This window comes from Hydrotalea sandarakina (assembly GCF_003254115.1).
Taxonomy (GTDB): domain Bacteria; phylum Bacteroidota; class Bacteroidia; order Chitinophagales; family Chitinophagaceae; genus Hydrotalea; species Hydrotalea sandarakina.
This window is the reverse complement of the sequence record NZ_QKZV01000007.1, coordinates 116,391-136,407: the sequence shown is the minus strand read 5'-3', so window position 1 is coordinate 136,407 and position 20,017 is coordinate 116,391. Positions and strand designations below refer to the sequence as shown.

At 36.5% G+C, this 20,017-nt stretch carries 21 protein-coding genes; 5 read left to right on the top strand and 16 right to left on the bottom strand.

Annotated features, from left to right (window positions below; all coding sequences use genetic code 11):
• Positions 1–39: 39 nt before the first annotated feature.
• The 14 genes from nuoK to porX form a co-directional block, all read right to left on the bottom strand.
• A complete protein-coding gene (gene nuoK / locus LX80_RS11200) occupies positions 40–351 on the bottom strand; it encodes an NADH-quinone oxidoreductase subunit NuoK (protein ID WP_111296466.1) in 312 nt (103 codons plus the stop codon).
• Between the two features lie 5 nt (positions 352–356).
• Complete coding sequence (locus tag LX80_RS11195) at positions 357–869, bottom strand: NADH-quinone oxidoreductase subunit J family protein (RefSeq protein WP_111296464.1); 513 nt, start codon at positions 867–869, stop codon at positions 357–359.
• Positions 870–871: 2 nt separating this feature from the next.
• Complete coding sequence (locus tag LX80_RS11190; protein ID WP_111296462.1) at positions 872–1,348, bottom strand: 4Fe-4S binding protein; 477 nt, start codon at positions 1,346–1,348, stop codon at positions 872–874.
• 97 nt (positions 1,349–1,445) lie between these two features.
• A complete protein-coding gene (gene nuoH / locus LX80_RS11185) occupies positions 1,446–2,531 on the bottom strand; it encodes an NADH-quinone oxidoreductase subunit NuoH (protein WP_211307752.1) in 1,086 nt (361 codons plus the stop codon).
• Between the two features lie 7 nt (positions 2,532–2,538).
• On the bottom strand, positions 2,539–3,654 hold the full coding sequence (locus LX80_RS11180; RefSeq protein ID WP_111296460.1) for an NADH-quinone oxidoreductase subunit D: 1,116 nt from the start codon (positions 3,652–3,654) through the stop codon (positions 2,539–2,541).
• Positions 3,655–3,673: 19 nt separating this feature from the next.
• Positions 3,674–4,129, bottom strand: coding sequence for an NADH-quinone oxidoreductase subunit C (locus LX80_RS11175; protein WP_111296458.1), 456 nt, complete (start codon positions 4,127–4,129; stop codon positions 3,674–3,676).
• A 6-nt stretch (positions 4,130–4,135) separates the two neighbouring features.
• Entirely contained in the window at positions 4,136–4,678 is a 543-nt protein-coding gene (locus tag LX80_RS11170) for an NADH-quinone oxidoreductase subunit B (RefSeq protein WP_111296456.1), read from the bottom strand.
• Positions 4,669–5,019 (bottom strand): NADH-quinone oxidoreductase subunit A, encoded by a 351-nt coding sequence (locus tag LX80_RS11165; protein ID WP_111296454.1) that lies wholly within the window; start codon positions 5,017–5,019, stop codon positions 4,669–4,671. The genes LX80_RS11170 and LX80_RS11165 overlap by 10 nt, the downstream gene beginning before the upstream one ends.
• A 231-nt stretch (positions 5,020–5,250) precedes the next feature.
• Entirely contained in the window at positions 5,251–6,390 is a 1,140-nt protein-coding gene (locus LX80_RS11160) for an acyl-CoA dehydrogenase family protein (protein ID WP_111296452.1), read from the bottom strand.
• Positions 6,391–6,460: 70 nt separating this feature from the next.
• Positions 6,461–7,324: a helix-hairpin-helix domain-containing protein gene (locus LX80_RS11155; protein ID WP_170120447.1), complete on the bottom strand. Its 864-nt coding sequence runs from the start codon at positions 7,322–7,324 to the stop codon at positions 6,461–6,463.
• Between the two features lie 79 nt (positions 7,325–7,403).
• Positions 7,404–8,186, bottom strand: coding sequence for an MBL fold metallo-hydrolase (locus tag LX80_RS11150; RefSeq protein WP_245898045.1), 783 nt, complete (start codon positions 8,184–8,186; stop codon positions 7,404–7,406).
• A gap of 69 nt (positions 8,187–8,255) precedes the next feature.
• Entirely contained in the window at positions 8,256–8,534 is a 279-nt protein-coding gene (locus LX80_RS11145; RefSeq protein ID WP_111296449.1) for a hypothetical protein, read from the bottom strand.
• Positions 8,535–8,606: 72 nt separating this feature from the next.
• On the bottom strand, positions 8,607–11,072 hold the full coding sequence (locus tag LX80_RS11140) for a TonB-dependent receptor (protein ID WP_170120446.1): 2,466 nt from the start codon (positions 11,070–11,072) through the stop codon (positions 8,607–8,609).
• Between the two features lie 101 nt (positions 11,073–11,173).
• A complete protein-coding gene (gene porX, locus LX80_RS11135) occupies positions 11,174–12,730 on the bottom strand; it encodes a T9SS response regulator signal transducer PorX (RefSeq protein ID WP_111296445.1) in 1,557 nt (518 codons plus the stop codon).
• Positions 12,731–12,870: 140 nt separating this feature from the next.
• Here porX and LX80_RS11130 point away from each other — a divergent pair, with 140 nt between their 5' ends.
• The 5 genes from LX80_RS11130 (at position 12,871) to LX80_RS11110 (ending at position 18,248) form a co-directional block, all read left to right on the top strand.
• Positions 12,871–14,082, top strand: coding sequence for an HD domain-containing protein (locus tag LX80_RS11130; protein ID WP_111296443.1), 1,212 nt, complete (start codon positions 12,871–12,873; stop codon positions 14,080–14,082).
• Positions 14,083–14,111: 29 nt separating this feature from the next.
• Entirely contained in the window at positions 14,112–15,164 is a 1,053-nt protein-coding gene (lpxD, locus tag LX80_RS11125; RefSeq protein ID WP_111296441.1) for a UDP-3-O-(3-hydroxymyristoyl)glucosamine N-acyltransferase, read from the top strand.
• Between the two features lie 113 nt (positions 15,165–15,277).
• The gene (locus LX80_RS11120; RefSeq protein WP_111296439.1) at positions 15,278–16,684 is read left to right on the top strand and encodes a bifunctional UDP-3-O-[3-hydroxymyristoyl] N-acetylglucosamine deacetylase/3-hydroxyacyl-ACP dehydratase; all 1,407 of its coding nucleotides are present in this window, start codon (positions 15,278–15,280) and stop codon (positions 16,682–16,684) included.
• 77 nt (positions 16,685–16,761) lie between these two features.
• On the top strand, positions 16,762–17,598 hold the full coding sequence (lpxA, locus tag LX80_RS11115) for an acyl-ACP--UDP-N-acetylglucosamine O-acyltransferase (RefSeq protein WP_245898044.1): 837 nt from the start codon (positions 16,762–16,764) through the stop codon (positions 17,596–17,598).
• Between the two features lie 29 nt (positions 17,599–17,627).
• The gene (locus LX80_RS11110; RefSeq protein WP_111296437.1) at positions 17,628–18,248 is read left to right on the top strand and encodes an ABC transporter ATP-binding protein; all 621 of its coding nucleotides are present in this window, start codon (positions 17,628–17,630) and stop codon (positions 18,246–18,248) included.
• 10 nt (positions 18,249–18,258) lie between these two features.
• Here the strand turns inward: LX80_RS11110 and LX80_RS11105 are convergent, their stop codons facing one another.
• Positions 18,259–19,473, bottom strand: coding sequence for an alanine dehydrogenase (locus tag LX80_RS11105; RefSeq protein ID WP_111296435.1), 1,215 nt, complete (start codon positions 19,471–19,473; stop codon positions 18,259–18,261).
• Between the two features lie 57 nt (positions 19,474–19,530).
• Positions 19,531–19,965 (bottom strand): tRNA (adenosine(37)-N6)-threonylcarbamoyltransferase complex ATPase subunit type 1 TsaE, encoded by a 435-nt coding sequence (tsaE, locus tag LX80_RS11100; protein WP_111296433.1) that lies wholly within the window; start codon positions 19,963–19,965, stop codon positions 19,531–19,533.
• Between the last annotated feature and the right edge of the window lie 52 nt (positions 19,966–20,017).

Below are 20,017 nucleotides of genomic sequence, written 5' to 3'. Positions count from 1 at the left end.
GCATCTAAAAATTCTAATCATACGCTTCATACTTAATACCTAATATTTTAACTCCTCGGTTTCACCCACGTCAATGTTTTTATGATAACGATATAAATGAATAATAATAGCAATGGCAACGGCAGCTTCGGCAGCGGCAATAGTTACAATGAACAAGAAAAAGAATATGCCATCCAATTTTTCCGGATGTAAATACTTATTGAATGCAACGAAATTAATATTCACGCTATTCAACATTAATTCAAGGCTCATTAAAATAGCCAGCATATTACGCCGCGTAAGCATGCCATACACACCAATAAAAAACAGTGCGGTACTCAACCATAATATTTTTTGTAAAACCTCGGGCATATCATTTAATTATTTTTATTTTCTGTTTTATGCTTCATGGCAATTAAAATACTTCCTACCATTGCAGCCAAAAGTAATAAGCTCACCAACTCAAACGGAAGCGCATAGCCGTTGGTAAAACTCATTAACTGAGTACCAATTGCATTTACGCTATCATTCAAAGTTTCACTTCTACCAACAAAATAAAATCGACCAATAATAGATGCAATAAATGCAATACCAAACAAAACTGCAGCCACACTAAAAACGGATTGTTTAGCTGATGTTACAGCCATTTTTTGACCTGCTTGCTGGGTTAAGAAAATAGAAAAGATAATTAGGACAACAATACCACCTACATAGATAATAATTTGTACCGCTGCCACAAAAAACACATTCATCCAAAAATATAAAGCGGCAATACCCATTAACGTAAACAAAAGCCATATGGCAGCACGAAAAATGTGACGGGCCGTTACAGCCAGCAAACCGCTAATAAGTATAAACAATGCAATGCAATAAAAAATGATTGAGTCCATAATTATTCTACTCCGGCTCTTATTTTAGAACCCGGTTTATTTAAAATTTTAGTTAGTTGTTTACGATCATACACACTGTGTTCAAAATTTTGCGCCATCGTAATAGCACCTGTCGGACAAGCTTCAACACATAAATTGCACATAGTACACAATTCCAAATGGTAAACAAATGTGTTTAATGCTTTTTTCTTTTTTCCATCGGGTGTAATATCGAACTGAGTAATAATTTTTATGGTACCATTCGGGCAAGCTAATTCGCAGGCGGTACAACCGGTGCAAGCGTGTTCATTATTCTCATCATGCAACATAACTACTTCGCCCTTAAACCTATCTGCCAATTTTAAAGTAGCTCTATTATCCGGATATTGTTGGGTAATAATTTCTTTTGGATGAAAAAAATAATAACCGGTAACGCGCATGCCTTTTAGTAGCGTTTTAACAGCATTGAAAACATTTTTTATATATTGTTGTATTGACATATTTTTTTGTTATGGGCATTTGAGCTATGGGCAACTTTTGTTGCGTCGCACACTTGTACTGTTGTACGCATAGCAACATCAATTTGCTTTTATGTAATTACAAATACCATTTTAAAACAACAATTATGGTCATCAATAACAAATTAGCCAGGCTTATGGGCAACAAATATTTCCATTCTAAATTTAATAACTGATCAATGCGTAATCTGGGAAAAGTCCATCGAAACCACATGATTAGGAAAATTAAGCAAAAAGTTTTACCCAAAAACCAAATAGACGATGGAATATAATCCATTATATGATTAAAGCCTTCCCAATTGCCGATATGAAAAGGCATCCATCCTCCAAAAAAAAGAATGGCAGCAACCGCACAAACAATAAATACATTGATATACTCTGCTAAAAAAAACAGTGCGAACTTCATTCCTGAATATTCTGTATGAAAGCCTGCTGTTAATTCCGATTCAGCTTCCGCTAAATCAAATGGTGCCCTATTCGTTTCAGCAGTTGCAGCAATCATAAAAATGATAAAAGCAATAATGGCAGGTATATGGCCTTTAAAAATCCACCAACCGTTTTGTTGGGAAAGAATAATATCCTGAATACTTAAACTTTGGGTTAACATTACCATGGTAATAACGGCTACGCCGGCACTTAACTCGTAGCTAATAATTTGTGCGCCACTTCGCATAGCACCTAACAATGCATACTTATTGTTACTTGACCATCCGGCCATTAAAATAGCAATTACTGAAATGGATGCAATAGAAGAAATGTAAAGCACACCAATATTAATATCCCAAATTTGAAAATTGCGTGCAAATGCAATGGGAACCATTATAAGCATTGCAGCAATCATAATTAAAAATGGGGCCAAATTAAATAAAAACTTATCGGCACCATCGGGCGTTAATCCTTCTTTCAACATCAGTTTTAAAGTGTCGGCACTGGTTTGTAACCAACCTTTTGGGCCAACACGATTAGGACCTAACCTTATTTGCATAACGGCGGACACTTTACGTTCCATAAAAACCAATAATAAACCCAATACAGCAAAAAAAACAATAACCAGTAACCCTATTAAAATACATTCGGCTATAAATGCTAAGTGGGGTCCCCAATGCATATTTAACCATTGTTGCACTGCAGTTTTTATGGCTTCAAAACTGATTGTATTCAACATAAGCAAATTATCTATCAATATCAGGAATTACTAAATCTAATGTACCCATGGTTGCAACTAAGTCACCAATTTTACCCCCTTTAGCCATTTCATTCAATGCCGATAAATTAGAAAAACCGGGTGAACGAAATTTAATTCTATAAGGTGTAGTTCCCCCTTCACTTACAATATACACACCCAACTCACCACGTGCTGTTTCAACCCGTTGATAAAATTCTCCTTTGGGTAATTTCAAAACTGCTTTTGTTTTGGCCTGATAATCACCTTCGGGAATATTATCAATTAATTGCTCAATTATTCGTACCGATTGCTCCATTTCCCGAATACGAACTAAATAACGGGCAAATGAATCGCCGGTAGTTTCAATAATTTCATCAAATTGTACTTGAGCATACACATCATAAGGATAACGTTTTCTTACATCGCAAGCAACACCACTGGCTCGGGCAACAGGACCACTGCATCCATACGAGATGGCATCTTCGGTAGATAAATAACCCACCCCCTTCATTCTGTTTTGAAAAATAACATTACCCGTAACCAATTCATTATACTCAGCAATTTTATTTTTATACCCCGCAATAAATTGTTTTACTTTTTGTTGAAATTGCGGATGAATATCGGCCATTACACCACCCGGCACCATATAATTCATGGTTAAACGTGCACCACAGGTTTCTTCCATTATTTCATTAATGGTTTCTCTTTCTCTAAATGCATAAAAAAAGGGGGTAAATGCACCAACATCCATTGCCATAGCACCCCACCATAATTCATGTGAAGCAAGACGAGTTAATTCATCCATGATTACCCTAATGTACTGGGCTCGCATAGGTACTTCAACCTGCAAACCTTTTTCAACACATAAAGCACAGGCATGGTTGTTGATATGAGCCGATAAATAATCCATACGGCTTGTAACGTATATGAATTGACGGTAAGTGAGGCTTTCGCACATTTTTTCAATAGAACGATGTATATAGCCTAAATGTGGTTCAATTTTTAGAATGGTTTCACCGTTTAATGTAATTACCAAATGCAGTACACCATGTGTTGCAGGATGCTGAGGTCCTACATTAATGGTGAAAATCCCTTCGGGTGTTGAACTTAACACTTGGTGCATGCAACTAAATTTATTTTGGTTATAATTTTATCATATTTACAGGATCTTCAAAATCTTTTCGCAAAGGCCACCCTTTAAAATCATCGGTTAAAATCAGTCTTCGTAAATCAGGATGATGCAAAAATTCTACACCAAATAATTCGTAAACTTCCCGCTCCAAAAATTCAGCAGTTTTCCATATATCACAAACAGTTTCAATTTGCGGATTTTCTCTGTTTAAAACCGCCTTCACCACCAGGTTGTGTTGCCATTTTAATGAAGTAAGATGGTACACCATGGTTAAATGTGTTTTCCAATCAACACAGGTTAAACAAAACAAATAATTGAAATACAAATCAGGTTCACCCTGCAAAGTTTTAAGCAAGGGTTTTAATTCGTTATAGGGTACAAAAACATTCACCCACTCACCTCCTTCTTCAAAAGTTAAGTTAGCATTTAAGGGTAATAAAGATGCTTTTAAAGCTTCATTGTCCATAAGCTATTAATTGGTAACGGTACCGGATTGTTGTTCCTTAGTTAAACCACTTTTAATTTTTTCCTGTAATGTTATTAATGCATGCAACAAAGCCTCAGGCCTGGGTGGGCAACCGGCCACATAAACATCAACCGGAATAATATGGTCAGCACCTTTTACAACGGAATAAGTATTGTAGAAAAAGGGGCCACCACTTACTGCACAAGCACCCATAGCAATAACATACTTAGGTTCGGCCATTTGGTCGTACAAACGTTTTAAAACCGGGGCCATTTTATTAACAATTGTTCCGGCAATTATAATTACGTCAGCTTGTCGAGGTGAAGCACGAGCTACTTCAAATCCAAATCTGGAAAAATCGTATTTGGCAGAAGCAGTTGCCATCATTTCAATACCACAGCAACTGGTAGCAAAAGTTAATGGCCATAATGAGTTAGCCCTTGCCCAGTTAATAATATCATCTAACTTACTGGTTACAATGGTTCCGCCCGGTGCCTGATGCACCTGACCGGGAAATACACCGGTTATATTTTCTTCGTTTACATCCATTTTAATGCTCCTTTTTTATGTGCATATAAAAAGCCAATAAACAGAACAACTATAAAAGCAAACATTTCAACCAAAGCACCTACACCAATTTTTTGTACAATTACTGCCCAAGGATACATAAACACTAATTCCACTTCGAACAATAAAAAAACAATGGCATACAAATAATAGCCTATATGAAATTGTGACCAAGGTGTGCCACTGGTTGGTATTCCACATTCGTAGGGTTGCCCTTTTTGAGGATTATAAACAGATTTTGTGAAAAAACGAGAGGCTAATATTCCTCCGGCAGAAAAAACAATGGCAGCAATCGTTAATATAAATAATGCAACGGTACCCATAACTATGGTTTAGGTTGTTAGTATTACACTAGTAAAATTTAAATTACGAACATTTTTTGATAAGTAATTTTTTGAGCGCATTTATTTTATGAATAAAGTATGACGATTTTAAAGATGGAATGCGTTTGCAAACATGTATACAATAGCAAAGCCCCCAAAAATGGGGGCTAAGTTTATGAGCAAGCAACCAAACCTAACGCTCTTATAAAAACTGTAGAAACAGTTCCTCTTTTAATTGAGTATCTCTCGTGCAATTACAATTTTTTGTATTTCAGAAGTGCCTTCGCCAATGGTACATAGCTTGGCATCTCTATAATATTTTTCAACAGGGAAATCTTTTGTATATCCATAACCACCAAATATCTGTACCGCATCATTTGCAATTTTTACCGCTACCTCGCTGGCATAATATTTGGCCATAGCCGCTTCCCTTGTATAATGGGTGCTCGTCATTTTTTTATGACAGGCATTATTAATCAGCATTTCCGAAGCTGCAATTTCAGTTGCCATATCAGCCAACTTAAAACTGATGCCTTGAAAATTAGCAATAGGCTGATTAAACTGATGGCGCTCTTTAGCATATTGAACTGCCGCTTTATAAGCTCCTTTGGCAATACCTAAAGAAAGAGCCGCAATAGAAATACGACCACCATCTAATATTTTTAATGCTTGATGAAAACCGCTTCCTACTTCTCCTAAACGTTGTGCATCAGAAATTCTACAGTTATCAAAAATCATTTCGGCGGTTTCGCTGGCCCGCATACCTAACTTATTTTCTTTTTTTCCTGCACTAAATCCGGGTGTTCCTCTTTCTACAATAAATGCCGTTGCATTGTTTTTTGTTCTTGGTTCACCTGTTCGGCAAACTACTACTGCTACATCGCCCGATTTTCCATGGGTAATCCAACACTTCGTTCCATTAATTATCCAATCATTTCCATCTTTCACGGCAACGGTTTTCATGTTACCCGCATCGCTTCCGGTATTGGGTTCTGTTAAACCCCAAGCACCAATAAAAGAGGCATCTGCTAATTTGGGTAAATATTTTTGCTTTTGTTCCTCATTACCAAAGGTTAAAATATGGTTAGTACACAATGAATTATGTGCCGCCACACTTAAACCTATTGAACCACATACCTGAGCAATTTCCTGTATAATAGCACTGTACTCAAAATATCCTAACCCTGCTCCACCATATTGTTCTGGAACTAAAACGCCCATTAAACCTAATTTCCCCATTTCTTTAAATACCTCAACCGGGAAGTGTTGTTGTTCATCCCACTCCATTACATGCGGTAAAATATATTGACGGGCAAAATCTTTCGCTGTCTGTGCTACTTGCGCTGTTAACTCTGTCTGATTGAATTCCATATCCTATATCTACAATGCTAACTAATGTTAGTTCACAAATGTAGCAGTTTTTTTTATTACAGCAAGAAAATTATTGCACTGTGCAATACTTGTGCATTTGTTCAAAAGTTTCATTGCTTAAGAAAGGTATTTTCTTTAAGTCATTGATGGACTGAAATGGCCCTTCTTTTTGGCGCAGGATAAGAATAGCTTTTGCTACATTTTCAGGAATGAATGGGTGATGTAATAAAGCAAATGAAGAAGCACTATTAAGGTTAAGTTTAGGAATATCGGAATTATTAATACTTACATGTGATGAAAGAAGCTGATACAAAGAATCGGTTACTCCCTGTACCTGTTTTAGTTGCTCCGGAAGTACAAATGCTCCAAGCTTTTCCCGATAGCGCAGAATAGCATACGCAAGGTAGGCAGGCATACCCGGAACTTGTTTTAACTCTTCAATTGTTGCCGTATTTAGCTCAACAGATACAGTATTGTTATTACTCAAATTTTTAAAACCGTTTTTGGTAAGGGTTATTTCAGGAATTTGAATAAAGGGAATTATAGCATTCGCTTCTTCAGTTCGTAAGCCCCATAATTTTTTAAAATCATCCGGTTTGTAAAACTTGCCTCCTTTTTGCCGATAATGTAGTAAGGTCTGAATGAGTTTATTCCGTAAACCCATGTTTACCAATGTAATGGAATCGACAGTATTAGGGTTAAATGCCTGTAACTGTAATGGCGCAGGATTGATGTTATTATTATCGAAAAAAGCCATACTATTTACAGTAGTTGAATCTGGCATTACATCGAGTTTTTCAATAACAACAGCTGCATCAGCACTTTTAAAAAAGTAGGGCAAACAATATAATACAACTATAATAAAAACCCCTACCAATATGCCTTTCACCTGGCGGTTAGAGAAAAAAAGATAGTGTTTATGCGGTTGCATCATATACAAATACAGGTTAGCAAAATGTTTGAAGAAGGACTTGATGTCCATTTCAAAATTCCATATAAAAATAAAATAATTTTTAAATAACCAATTCCAATCCGTCGTATGCGAGGTGCATATGAGAAGGCAATTGTTTACTAACTTGATGGTGAAGTCCTAACTGATGACTGATATGTGTGAAATAAACTTCGGGTATGTTTAATTCTTGTGCCAATGCTATTGCTTCCTGCAAGCTATAATGTGAAATATGCGGTTCAATTCGAAGCGCATTTAATACTAATATGGATGAACCTTTTATTTTTTCTTTTTCTGCATCATCAATTCTATTAGCATCGGTAATATAAGTGAAGGCCCCAATTCTATAGCCCACTACAGGCATTTTTAAATGCCATACCCAAATGGGTTGAATAGATAAATTATTAATAGAAAATGGCGCATGGTTTACCAAATGCAAATCGATGCGCGGAACACCGGGATATGCATTTTCGGCAAAGGCATAATAAAAATCGCGCTGCAAAGCTTCAGCAGTTAAAGTGTTGGCATATACCGGCAGATTGCTGTGTTGAAAATAATTGTATGCACGAACATCATCTAACCCTGCTATGTGGTCTTTGTGCGGATGCGTAAACAGCACAGCATCTAACCGTTTATTTTGTATGCGCAACATTTGGTACCTGAAATCGGGTGTAGTATCAATTACTATTTTAGTACCGTCTGTTAACGATTCAATTAATACACTGCTTCTTAATCGTTTATCTTTTGAATTATGAGAAGTACAAACAGCACAATCGCAGCCAATCATGGGTATACCGGTACTGGTGCCGGTGCCTAAAAAAGTTATTTTTAAATGACTGTTGTGCACAATTCAACAAATTATAGTTTCAAATGAAGAAGGATGCAATTCTATTTTTGCATCCTTCTTTACCCAACCTTAAGCGGGATCAATTAAGTTGGCTTTTTTTATGATGTCATCGTATAACAATTGACTTTCATGCGTTAGCTTGTCAATATCAATTGATACTTGAGGTATTAAATCCAACAAAGTGTTTATTTTCCCTTCCAAATCAAGGTATTTATTCAGTACCACTACTTTTTTTGATTCCAGCAAACACCAGCCACTCTGAAAATTTCCACGTTCATATCGAACAATATAATCAGATTGGCCTAGAATATCGCTTAATTTATCAAGTGTACCTTGTGTTAATTTCATAGCTCAAAAAAAGTTCACATTTGTCACAAAAATACAGTCAAACCGCCATTCTAACTATGCCATTTATCCACATTAAAACCGGTAACTAATGGTGGTGTATAATTGCCTGGGGGCAATTGGGGTAATACTATAGTTATCGTGTACTAAATAATTTAATGTGTTAAAAATGTTAGACAACTTGCATTGAATAGCCATTTTTTTATAAGTATAACCCAATGAAAGGTCAACTGTCGTAAAATCGGACAATGGAATAAGCCTACTTCCGGTAATGGATTGGCCTACCGTATTATTATAACCGCCATAACGAGTACCGGTATAAAAGCCAGAAGCCCCCAATTTTAATCCTTTCAAAACACCTTTACTCAATGTGTAAAACACACTTGCATTGGCAGTATTGCGGGGTGCATTCACCAAAGTTTCTCCCTCTATATTTGAACCTTTAGAACCCGATGTGTGCGTAAACCGAATGTAATTATAGGCAAACCCTGTAATAAAATACAAGTTTTTTGAAATATTACCATTCAAACCCAATTCTACCCCATCGCTGGTAGTTTCACCACTTAAGGTTTTAATATTTGAATTGGTATTGGGGGTTACTCCATCCGCTAAGTAAATAGCTTGTTGTGCCAAATTACTATTTACAATATGATAAACACTAATGGTGGTCATTAATTTTCCGTTAGCAAAAGAATTTTTGGCACCCACTTCATATTGATTGATGATAGATGCTTTCAGCGGATTGCCGTACACATCAACACCAGTATTGGCGGTAAAGTTATTGGCATAACTGGCATAGAACGACAAATTAGCAGCAGGTTGATAAACCAATCCTAATTTAGGTGAAAAAACATTGTAAGTAGCTGTAGCTGCAGAACCTTTTACAGTTATTGGCCCACGATTGTTATTTGCAGCACTGTCAATTGTTGTTTGCACATTTGCCTGATAACTGTATCGCAATCCTGCAAATACTTTAATTTGTTGGGTTAAAGTAATTAAATCTTGTACGTACAAACCGGCTCTATATGAAGGTGAAGTTGTTGTGGCTACCTTTATGGCATTGGGAACATCTGTTCTTTGAACAAACTGAGCAGGGTTCAATAAGTTAATGGTATCATAGGTTTTTAACTGGGTACCATTATTGTTATAAATGGTAAAGGCATCGGTTAAAGTAGTAATGCTAGTATAATCAGCACCCACTAAAAAATGATTGGCAATATTTCGAATTGAAAATTTACCCTCTAAGTTCACCTGTGCAGCATAATCGTTCTCAACACTATGTGCTCTTGAAAGAGGGCGTGCAATAATACCGGTTTTACTGGCAGTATTTAAATTACCTACTCCATAAGCATCTACATCGGTAGTTTGATAAGAGCCCATTGCAGTTAACGTGTACCCATTGCTGAAGTTATGTTTAAACATTGTAGATATGGATCCTTGTTTAACATGATTGTATGCCCATAATACATTTTGGAAACGTGAACGTGGAATTTGATTGCTTAAAACACGTCCACTATCTAATGCACCAATACCGGGATCGGGCGTAATTTGCGCATTAAAATATTCGCTATTTACAAGCAACGATGATTGCTTCCCTATTTTATACAACAATGATGGATTGATATATTGACGAATGGTTTTTACCACATCGCGATAGCTTCTATCATTTTCATAAGTTGCAACCAAACGAAACGCCAAATTTTTAGCTATAGGCCCATACACATCAACAACGGGCTTGTATTGACTATAGCTACCCATTAACATAGATACTTCTCCACCCCATTGAAATTTGGGCTTCTTCGTAATCATATCAATGATTAATCCCCCCGAAGAACTCCCATATAAAAATGCGGAACTTCCTTTAATAATTTCAACACTTTCTAGTGCAGCAGTTTCAGGCATTCCGGCAATGTTATAAGGTAATCCGTTTTTAAAAATACTACCGCCGCCGGCTCCACCGGCAATGCCGATTATATAGCCTCTGGCACCATAAGTTTCATTAACCCCGAAACGAGTTTGTACCAATGAAACACCGGGTACATTTTTTACAACATCGCCCAAACGAATGGCTTGCTGGTCGGCCATAACTTGAGCCGTTACAACTCCGGTTGCTAAAGGTAAATCTTTATCGGGCACTTGTAGTTTTGCAGCAGCCAATCGGGAACGATTGCCCTGTACAACAATTTCCTGTAATTGCTTTTCTGAAATTTTTAATTGAAATAATAATGGCGTATTCCATCCCTCAGCTACTTTTATTTGTTGATGAATATCGGCATATCCTATATATGAAATTATTAATTCATAAGTACCTTTAGCAACATTTCTAAACTCGAAATATCCATTTTCATTGGTAATGGAAGTTCGTTTTTTGTGTTCATGCATTAAATGAACAACTACTCCTTCAGCAGGCAAATTATCCGTGGTATAAATGGTTCCATGAACAACAATACCGGCATTCTCATCATCGGCGCCAAAAACAGAGGAACAAACAATTAGAAAACTGAACAAAAGCAGGATCAACTTATTACAATTTCGCATCATAAACATTCAATTTTTTCAGCAAAATTGTATTGCGGCTATTGCAAAGCACTGCCGCATCGGGAAAATTGATTTATAAAAAAAGGAAAAAAATTGCTTACTGACTACTTACTAACCATTTTAATAATGGGGACAATCATTTCTTCTAAACTTATGCCACCATGCTGAAAAGTATTTTTGTAATAATTGGCGTAATAATTATAATTGTTTGGATAACACAAATACTCATCTTCCTTAGCAAAAATAAAGGCAGAATTTACGGTAGGAACGGGCAGTCCGGCCTGGCGTGGATCTTTAAACGCCAAAACTTCTTTCGGATTATAGTCTAAATTTCTACCATGTTTATAGCGTAAATTGGTGGTAGTTTGTTTATCGCCAATTACTTTACAAGGCGTTTTTACACGTACACTTCCATGGTCGGTAGATAGAATGAGTTTGATATTTTTTCCTGCAATTTTTTTTAGTGCCTGGTTTAAAGCACTATGTTCAAACCAACTGCGTGTAATGCTTCGGTAACTTGCTTCGTCGGCAGCCAATTCTTTCAGCACTTCCATTTCAGTACGGGCATGGCTAAGCATATCAACAAAATTGTAAACAATGATATTCAAATCATTTTGCAACAAATTATGAATATTGTTGACCAATTGTAACCCATCGGCATAGGTTAGAATTTTGTTGTAGCTAACTTTTAAATCATCTTTTTTTAATCGTTTCAATAAGGCATTCAAAAACACTTCTTCATATAAATTTTTACCTCCCTGTTCATCATCATTCTTCCATTGTTCGGGAAATTTTTTTTCAATATCAACAGGAAGTAATCCGCTAAAAATAGCATTGCGACTATATTGTGTAGCGGTTGGAAGGATGGAATAATAGGTTTCATCTTCCAAAATGCGAAAATTTTCTGCAAATAAAGGTTGTATCGCTTTCCATTGGTCAAATCGCAAATTATCAACTAATACAAAAAATAGCGGTGTACCCTTTTCTACATGCGGCAACACTTTAAATTGCATTAAATCGTGACTCATAATGGGTGTATCGGCAGCTGCCGGCTTTACCCATTCTGCATATTTTTTGGTAACGAATTTTGAAAATTCCGTATTGGCTTCCTGCTTTTGTGTAGCTAATATTTCGCGCATTTCAGCGCTATCGGTTTTTTCCATTTCTAATTCCCAATACACTAATTTCTTATATATTTCAGCCCAATCCTTATAATCAGGATTATTATTAAAAGCCATAAACAATTCTCGAAATTGCTGCTGGTAGGCTGTAGTAGTTTTTTCGGAAATCAATCTTTTGTTATCGATAATTTTTTTTAAGCAAAGCAACACCTGATTGGGATTTACCGGCTTTAACAAATAATCGGTTATTTGGCTGCCTATGGCTTCATCCATTAAACTTTCGGTTTCATTTTTTGTAATTAAAACCACCGGAATATTGGGATGGCTTGTTTTCAATTTTGTGAGCGTTTCTAAACCGGTAATGCCGGGCATTGATTCATCTAAAAAAACTACATCAACTGCATTATCATCTACAAATTGTAAAGCTTCAAAACCACTGGCAAAACTTTTTACCTGATAGCCTTTACTTTCTAAAAATAAAATTTGCGATTGTAAACTTTCTATTTCATCATCAGCCCATAATATGGTAATAGGTTCCATTGGTTTTCAAATTTTAAATTTTCTTTATTGGTAAGTGGTTTTCAACTTTACACAGCAATAAACGTGCAAATACTTCAAATATATTGCATACCGCCACAAATAGTACATTTGCAGGCTGCTTTAACAAACCGGCAACAAACATGAAAACAACCCAAAAAATTATTAACGATCCGGTATATGGCTTCATAACCATAAATCATCCTCTTATTTTCGATATTATCAATCATCCCTATTTTCAACGCCTAAGGCGAATTCATCAAATGGCATTGGCCTATTTGGTATATCCAGGTGCTGTGCACACCCGTTTGCATCATGCATTAGGGGCATATCATTTAATGTGTAATGCCATTGCAGAATTAAAAGCCAAACAAATACCTATTACCGAAGAAGAAGAAGTGGCAGTAAAAGCGGCTATTTTATTGCACGATATTGGCCATGGACCTTTTTCACATGCATTAGAAAAATATATTATTAATTCAGTACATCATGAAACTATTGGTATTGCTTTAATGCAAATGATGAACCAAGAACTGGATGGCAGGCTGCAAATGGCCATTGACATATTTACAGGCAAATACCCCAAACCTTTTTTACACCAACTCATTAGCAGCCAATTAGATGTTGACAGAATGGATTATTTAACACGCGATAGTTTTTTTACAGGAGTAAGTGAAGGGGTAATTGGTTATGACAGAATTATAAAAATGCTTACTGTTCACCAAGGTGAATTAATGGTTGAAGAAAAAGGCATTTACAGCATTGAAAAATTTTTAATAGCTAGGCGCCAAATGTATTGGCAAGTTTATTTACATAAAACAGTGCTAAGCGCAGAAAAAATGTTGATACACATATTAGAAAGGGCTCGCCATTTAATAGATACGGGTGATACCCAATGCAAAACCGGTGGCACTTTAGACTTTTTTCTTTATGAAAAACCCTCAAAAATTAGTGAAGAAGTCTTGCAGCAGTTTTGCAAATTAGATGATGTTGACATTTCTTTTGCCATTAAAAAGTGGGCATCGCATCCTGATTTTGTGTTACAAACTTTATGTAATAAATTGTTAAATCGGCAGTTGCTCAAAATTAAATTAGACAGCAAACCGTTTAGCAATGAATTTATAGAAGCGCAAAGAAAAGCGGCCGCACAACAGCTAAACATTAATGAACGACAAGCCGTTCATTTTGTTTTTACCGGCGAAGCTGTTAATACCATGTATAAACCCAATGATGAAAACATTAAAATTTTATTTAAAAATGGGGAAATAAGAGATATTTCGGGCATTGACAACCCATTAATCCATCAAACTATTTCCTCGCCCATTAAAAAATTTTACATTTGCACATTAACCTAGTTTAGGTATACCCAAAAAAGAATTACTTTATGCAATTTACTGCTGCTCAAATAGCGTTGCTAATTAATGGACAAGTAGAGGGAGATGCTACTGTAGCCGTAAGCTCATTTGGCAAAATTGAAGAAGCCAAAGCCGGACAATTATCTTTTTTGGCTAACCCAAAATATGAGGATTTTCTTTATCAAACCCAGGCATCAATCGTAATCATTAACCAAAATCAGGTTTTAAAACAACCCGTACATTCAACTTTAATTAGAGTAGAAGATGCCTATGCTGCTTTTGCCGCTTTATTATCCAAATATCAACAATTGGTAAGCGAACAACTAACCGGTATTGAACAACCATCATACATTGCACCCACTGCTCAATTGGGCGAAAATATTTATATAGCCGCATTTGTATATATTGGCAAGCATGCCAAAATTGGCAATAAGGTAAAATTATTTCCCGGTGTTGTAATTGGTGATAATGTAACTATTGACGATAACACCATTTTACATGCGGGTGTTAAGGTTTACAACAACTGCCAAATTGGTAAAAATGTTACCATACATGCAGGAACAGTAATTGGGGGTGATGGTTTTGGTTTTGCACCACTAAACGATGGTTCTTACAAAAAGGTACCCCAAATGGGTAATGTTATCATTGAAGACAATGTTGAGATTGGATCAAATGCAACCATTGATAGGGCAACAATTGGTTCAACCATTATACATTGCGGTGCCAAACTAGATAATTTAATACAAATAGCCCATAATGTAGAAATTGGTCAACATACTGTAATAGCAGCTCAAGCCGGCGTTAGTGGCAGTACAAAAGTGGGCAACCATGTAATGGTAGGGGGCCAGGCAGGCATAGTTGGGCATTTAACCATTGCCGATGGCAGCAAAATAAACGCACAAAGCGGAGTTAGTAAATCCATTAAACAACCCAATAGTATTGTTACCGGAACTCCGGCCTTTGAATATACTGCAGCTCTGCGTAGCCAGGCAGCATCCAGAAAGTTACCCATTTTAGAAAAAAGAGTAATGGAATTGGAAAAACTGGTACAACAATTACTGGCTGAAAGAGTTACTTCCTAGCAAAAAGCTATCTACATCAAGCATAATCAACTTATTTTTGCAACAAATTAAACGGCATTACCAACTTAAAATTTATACAAGTATTGGTGGCTGAACGAAAAAAATGATGAAGAATGGATCAAAATTTTAATCCGGATAAACAACACACTCTCGGAAAAAATGTAACCATTAATGGCACGGGTTTGCATACCGGCATTTTAGTAGAAATGAATTTAAAACCTGCAAATCCCGGTTTTGGTATTCAATTTCAACGCATAGATTTACCCGGACAACCAATTATAAAAGCCGATTGCGATTTAGTAACCGATACATCAAGAGGCACTACACTGCAGGTTGGCGATGCCAAAGTAAGTACTGTTGAACATATTTTAGCAGCATTGGTTGGAATGGGAATAGACAATGTTCTGATTGAAATTAACGGCCCTGAAATACCTATTATGGATGGCAGCTCTGCTCCTTTCATAAATTATATTGAAGAAGCAGGCATTATTGAACAAGATGCAGCAAAAGCCTGGTATAGCATTGATGAAAATATTTATTTGTACGATGAAAAAAAACGTGTTGAAATGGTTGCTATGCCGGCTATTGATTACCAAATAACCACATTAATTGATTTTAACAGTCCTGTATTAGGTACCCAACATGCCGGATTAAAATCCATAAAAGATTTTAAAAATGAAATTGCGCCTTGCCGCACATTTGTGTTTTTACACGAACTGGAAATGTTGTTAGAAAACAACTTGATTAAAGGCGGTGATATTAATAATGCTATTGTTGTAGTTGATAAGCCTTTGACTGACGCAGAAATGGACCGCTTAGCCAAAACTTTTAAACGCGAAAAAATTGAAGTAAAAAGCGAAGGTTATTTAAACAACTTAGAACTGCGTTTTCCGAATGAACCTGCCCGCCACAAATTATTAGATGTTGTAGGCGATTTGGCTTTGATTGGCTACCCCATTAAAGCTAGAATTATTGCTAACAGACCCGGCCACAGCACTAACGTTGAGTTTGCAAAAAAAATAAAACAATACATAAAGAAAAACAAACATGTAAAAGATGTTCCCGTATATAATCCGGCAACACCTTCCATTTTTAACTTACAACGTATAGAAAAAACTTTACCGCATCGGTTCCCATTCTTGTTGGTTGATAAAATTATTGAACTGACCGATACTTATATTGTTGGAATTAAAAATGTAACCTTTAACGAATGGTTTTTCCAAGGTCATTTCCCCAATAACCCTGTAATGCCCGGTGTTTTACAAGTTGAAGCTTTAGCACAAACCGGTGGTATTTTATGTATTAATTCATTACCGGAAGGCGATTATGATACTTATTTTTTGAAAATTGATAATTGTAAGTTTAAGCAAAAAGTTTTACCGGGCGATACCATGATTTTAAAAATGGAGTTTGTAAGCCCCATTAGAAGAGGTATATGCGAAATGCGGGGAACAGTATATGTGGGTGGCAAAGTTGCTACTGAGGCAAATTTGGTTGCCCAACTGGTAAAACGCAAATAAACCTTAAACTATCCTTAATATTTAATATTTAGTAACGGTCAGTAAACGTTGGCCCATTTTTTAAAGTCTATGTTGCCATGCAGGCAACCATAGAACAAATACCTAAAACAAAGCGGATGACACATCCCTACACTTACATAGATCCAAATGCTAAAATAGCAGCAAATGTAAAAATTGACCCCTTTACCGTTATTCATGGTGATGTACAAATTGGGGAAGGTACCTGGATTGGCAGTAATGTTACCATTATGGATGGAACCAGAATTGGTAAAAATTGCAGAATTTTTCCGGGAGCTGTAATTGGCGCAATTCCGCAAGATTTAAAATATAATGGCGAAAAAACCACTGTTGAAATTGGCGATCATACTACTATTCGGGAATTTGTAACCATTAACAGAGGTACTTCCGATAAATGGAAAACAGTAGTAGGCAACCATTGCCTAATTATGGCATACAGCCATATTGCCCACGATTGTATTATTGGCAATAATTGCATTTTAAGCAATAGTGTTCAAATAGCCGGCCATGTAGTAATGGGCGATTGGGCTTGGATTGCCGGCGTAAGTGCCGTACACCAATTTGTACATATTGGACAGCATGCTTACATTGCAGGTGGCAGTTTGGTTAGTAAAGATGTTCCCCCATACATAAAAGCTGTTCGCAACCCACTTAGCTACGGTGGAGTAAATAGCGTAGGCTTAAAAAGAAGAGGATTTGAACTAGAAAAAATCAATCACATTATTGATATCTATCGCATTATTTTCAATAAAGGTTTTAATACCTCGCAAGCACTTGCATACATTGAAGAGGAGTTACCTGCCAGCGATGAACGCGACGAAATTGTAACTTTTATTAGAGAAAGTGGTCGCGGCATTATAAAAAAATATGCTTCAGGCATTCCCGAAGAAGATTAATTGTTTACTTTTCGGCCATATTTTACCCAATGACCATTGAATTACAACAGGCAGGAAAGAAATTTAATCGCGACTGGATTTTTAGAAACGTCACTTTTACTTTTTCGCCGGCAAAAGCTTATGCTATAACCGGGCCTAATGGCAGCGGCAAAAGCACTTTGCTGCAAGCCATTGCAATGTCTATTCGGGTAAATGAAGGAAAGTGCCTTTGGACACAGGAAAACAACAAATCCATTAATGAAGATGCGGTTCACCAATATTTAGCCATTGTAGCACCTTACCTGGATGTAATTGAAGAAATGACGGTAACAGAATTTTTACAATTCCATGCCCGCTTTAAACCCTTATTACCCAATATTTCCATTGCAGCCATATTAGAAGAAGTGGGCCTAACTGCAGCAGCTAACAAACAAATTCGCTATTACAGCAGTGGAATGTTGCAAAGGGTAAAATTAGCACAAGCTTTTTTTTCAGATGTGCCGGTACTACTACTTGATGAGCCTTGCACCAATTTAGATGCAGAGGGATATGCCCTTTATCATCGCTTAATTGAAAAATATGCCGCCAACAGAACAATTATTGTAAGCAGTAATGATGCAGCAGAAATAGATTTTTGTAAAGAAGTAATTAAACTTACCGACTTTAAATAAGAGCTGGCTATTATCTTCGGCTGGCTATTAACAAATTCAAATCGCTGTATTTTAAATTGAATTTCTGACTCAAATAAAAATCAGTTAAAGCTCCTTTAAACAAGTAAATACCTTCACGCAAGTTAATACTGTGCCAAACCATTTCTTCCATTCCCCCTTCATCACTAATTTCCAGCAAAAGCGGCATCAATACATTGCTGATGGCCTGGCTGGCGGTACGCGCAAATCCACTCGGAATATTAGGTACACAGTAATGTATAACATTATGTTTTACAAATACCGGTTTTTCGTGCGTAGTTAATTCACTGGTTTCAAAACAACCTCCCCTATCAATAGCCACATCAATTACAATACTCCCCGGTCGCATAGAAGCTACCATTTCCTCAGTTACCACCACCGGGGCACGGCCATAATCACTGCTTAAAGCGCCAATTGCCACTTCGCAGGTTTTTAGTTGCTTTGATAAAATACCCGGTTCTAAAACGCTTGTCCATACCCTATGCCCCAAATTATTTTGAAGTTGCTTTAGTCTGTAAACATTATTATCGAACACTTTTACACTGGCACCCAATGCCATAGCATTACGGGTAGCCACCTCACCCACCGTGCCGGCACCAATTATAATTACTTTGGTTGGTGGTATACCACTCACACCTCCTAATAAAACCCCTTTGCCTTTATTAAAACTGCTCAAATATTGTCCGGCAATTAACATTAAGGCACCTCCGGCAATTTCACTCATACTTCTAACTATAGGATAGCTGCCATGTTCATCTTTCAAATTTTCAAAACTTAATGCCGTAATTTTTTTCTCCATCATTTTTTCCAAAATTTCACCTTTTAATGCAGAATGATGAATAGGTGAAATAATGGTTTGATGCATTTGCAACAAAGGCAAATCTTCAACCACAACAGGTGCACTTTTTAAAAGTAATGGTGCTTTAAAAACCGCTTCATGATTGTAAACAATGTTTGCACCTGCATTTACATAATCGGCATCGGTATAATTACTTCCCTCACCGGCTTTATGTTCAACAATTACTTTGTGGCCATTCATTACCATTACCCTAACCGCTTCGGGCGTAAGCGAAATTCTATTTTCCTGAAATGCAGTTTCTTTGGGTAATCCAATTTCAAGTGGAAGTCCTTGCGGCTTTATGTCTAATGTTTCCTCTAAAGTTTCATAGCTAAAAGAAGTGGTAATAATGGGCCGTTTTGAAGACATAATTTTACTTTAAAAAAAAGATAAATAAGAGTTATAAAAATACAATAATTCTTACAATTAAATACCAAGATAAGGTTTCGTAATTATTTCGGTAATCAATCGCCGCGTTTGTGCATCAATTACTGAAATTTCAATAACAAAAGCGGTTTCAGGTAAAATACCCAATGCTTTTTCAGGCCATTCTATCCAACACAAGGCATCCTGTACCAACTCATCAATTCCCGCATTAATGGCTTCCTCTTCATCTTTAAGTCTATACCAATCCATATGGTAAATTAGTTTACCATTGGCTGCTTCATATTCATTTACCAATGCATAAGTAGGGCTGCTAACCGGCTCTATTACACCAAAATATTGTGCCAAAGCATGGATTAAAGTGGTTTTCCCGGCACCCATTTCACCCTTAAATAACCAAGTTAAACTGCTTTCACCTTCTTTTGCCAAAAGAGGAAGAATGTGCGGTAATTCGTGTAATTGGTAGGTAACATCCATAACACAAAGATATTCCTGCTTAAGTTTCTACCATATTCTTAAAGTAAAGTAA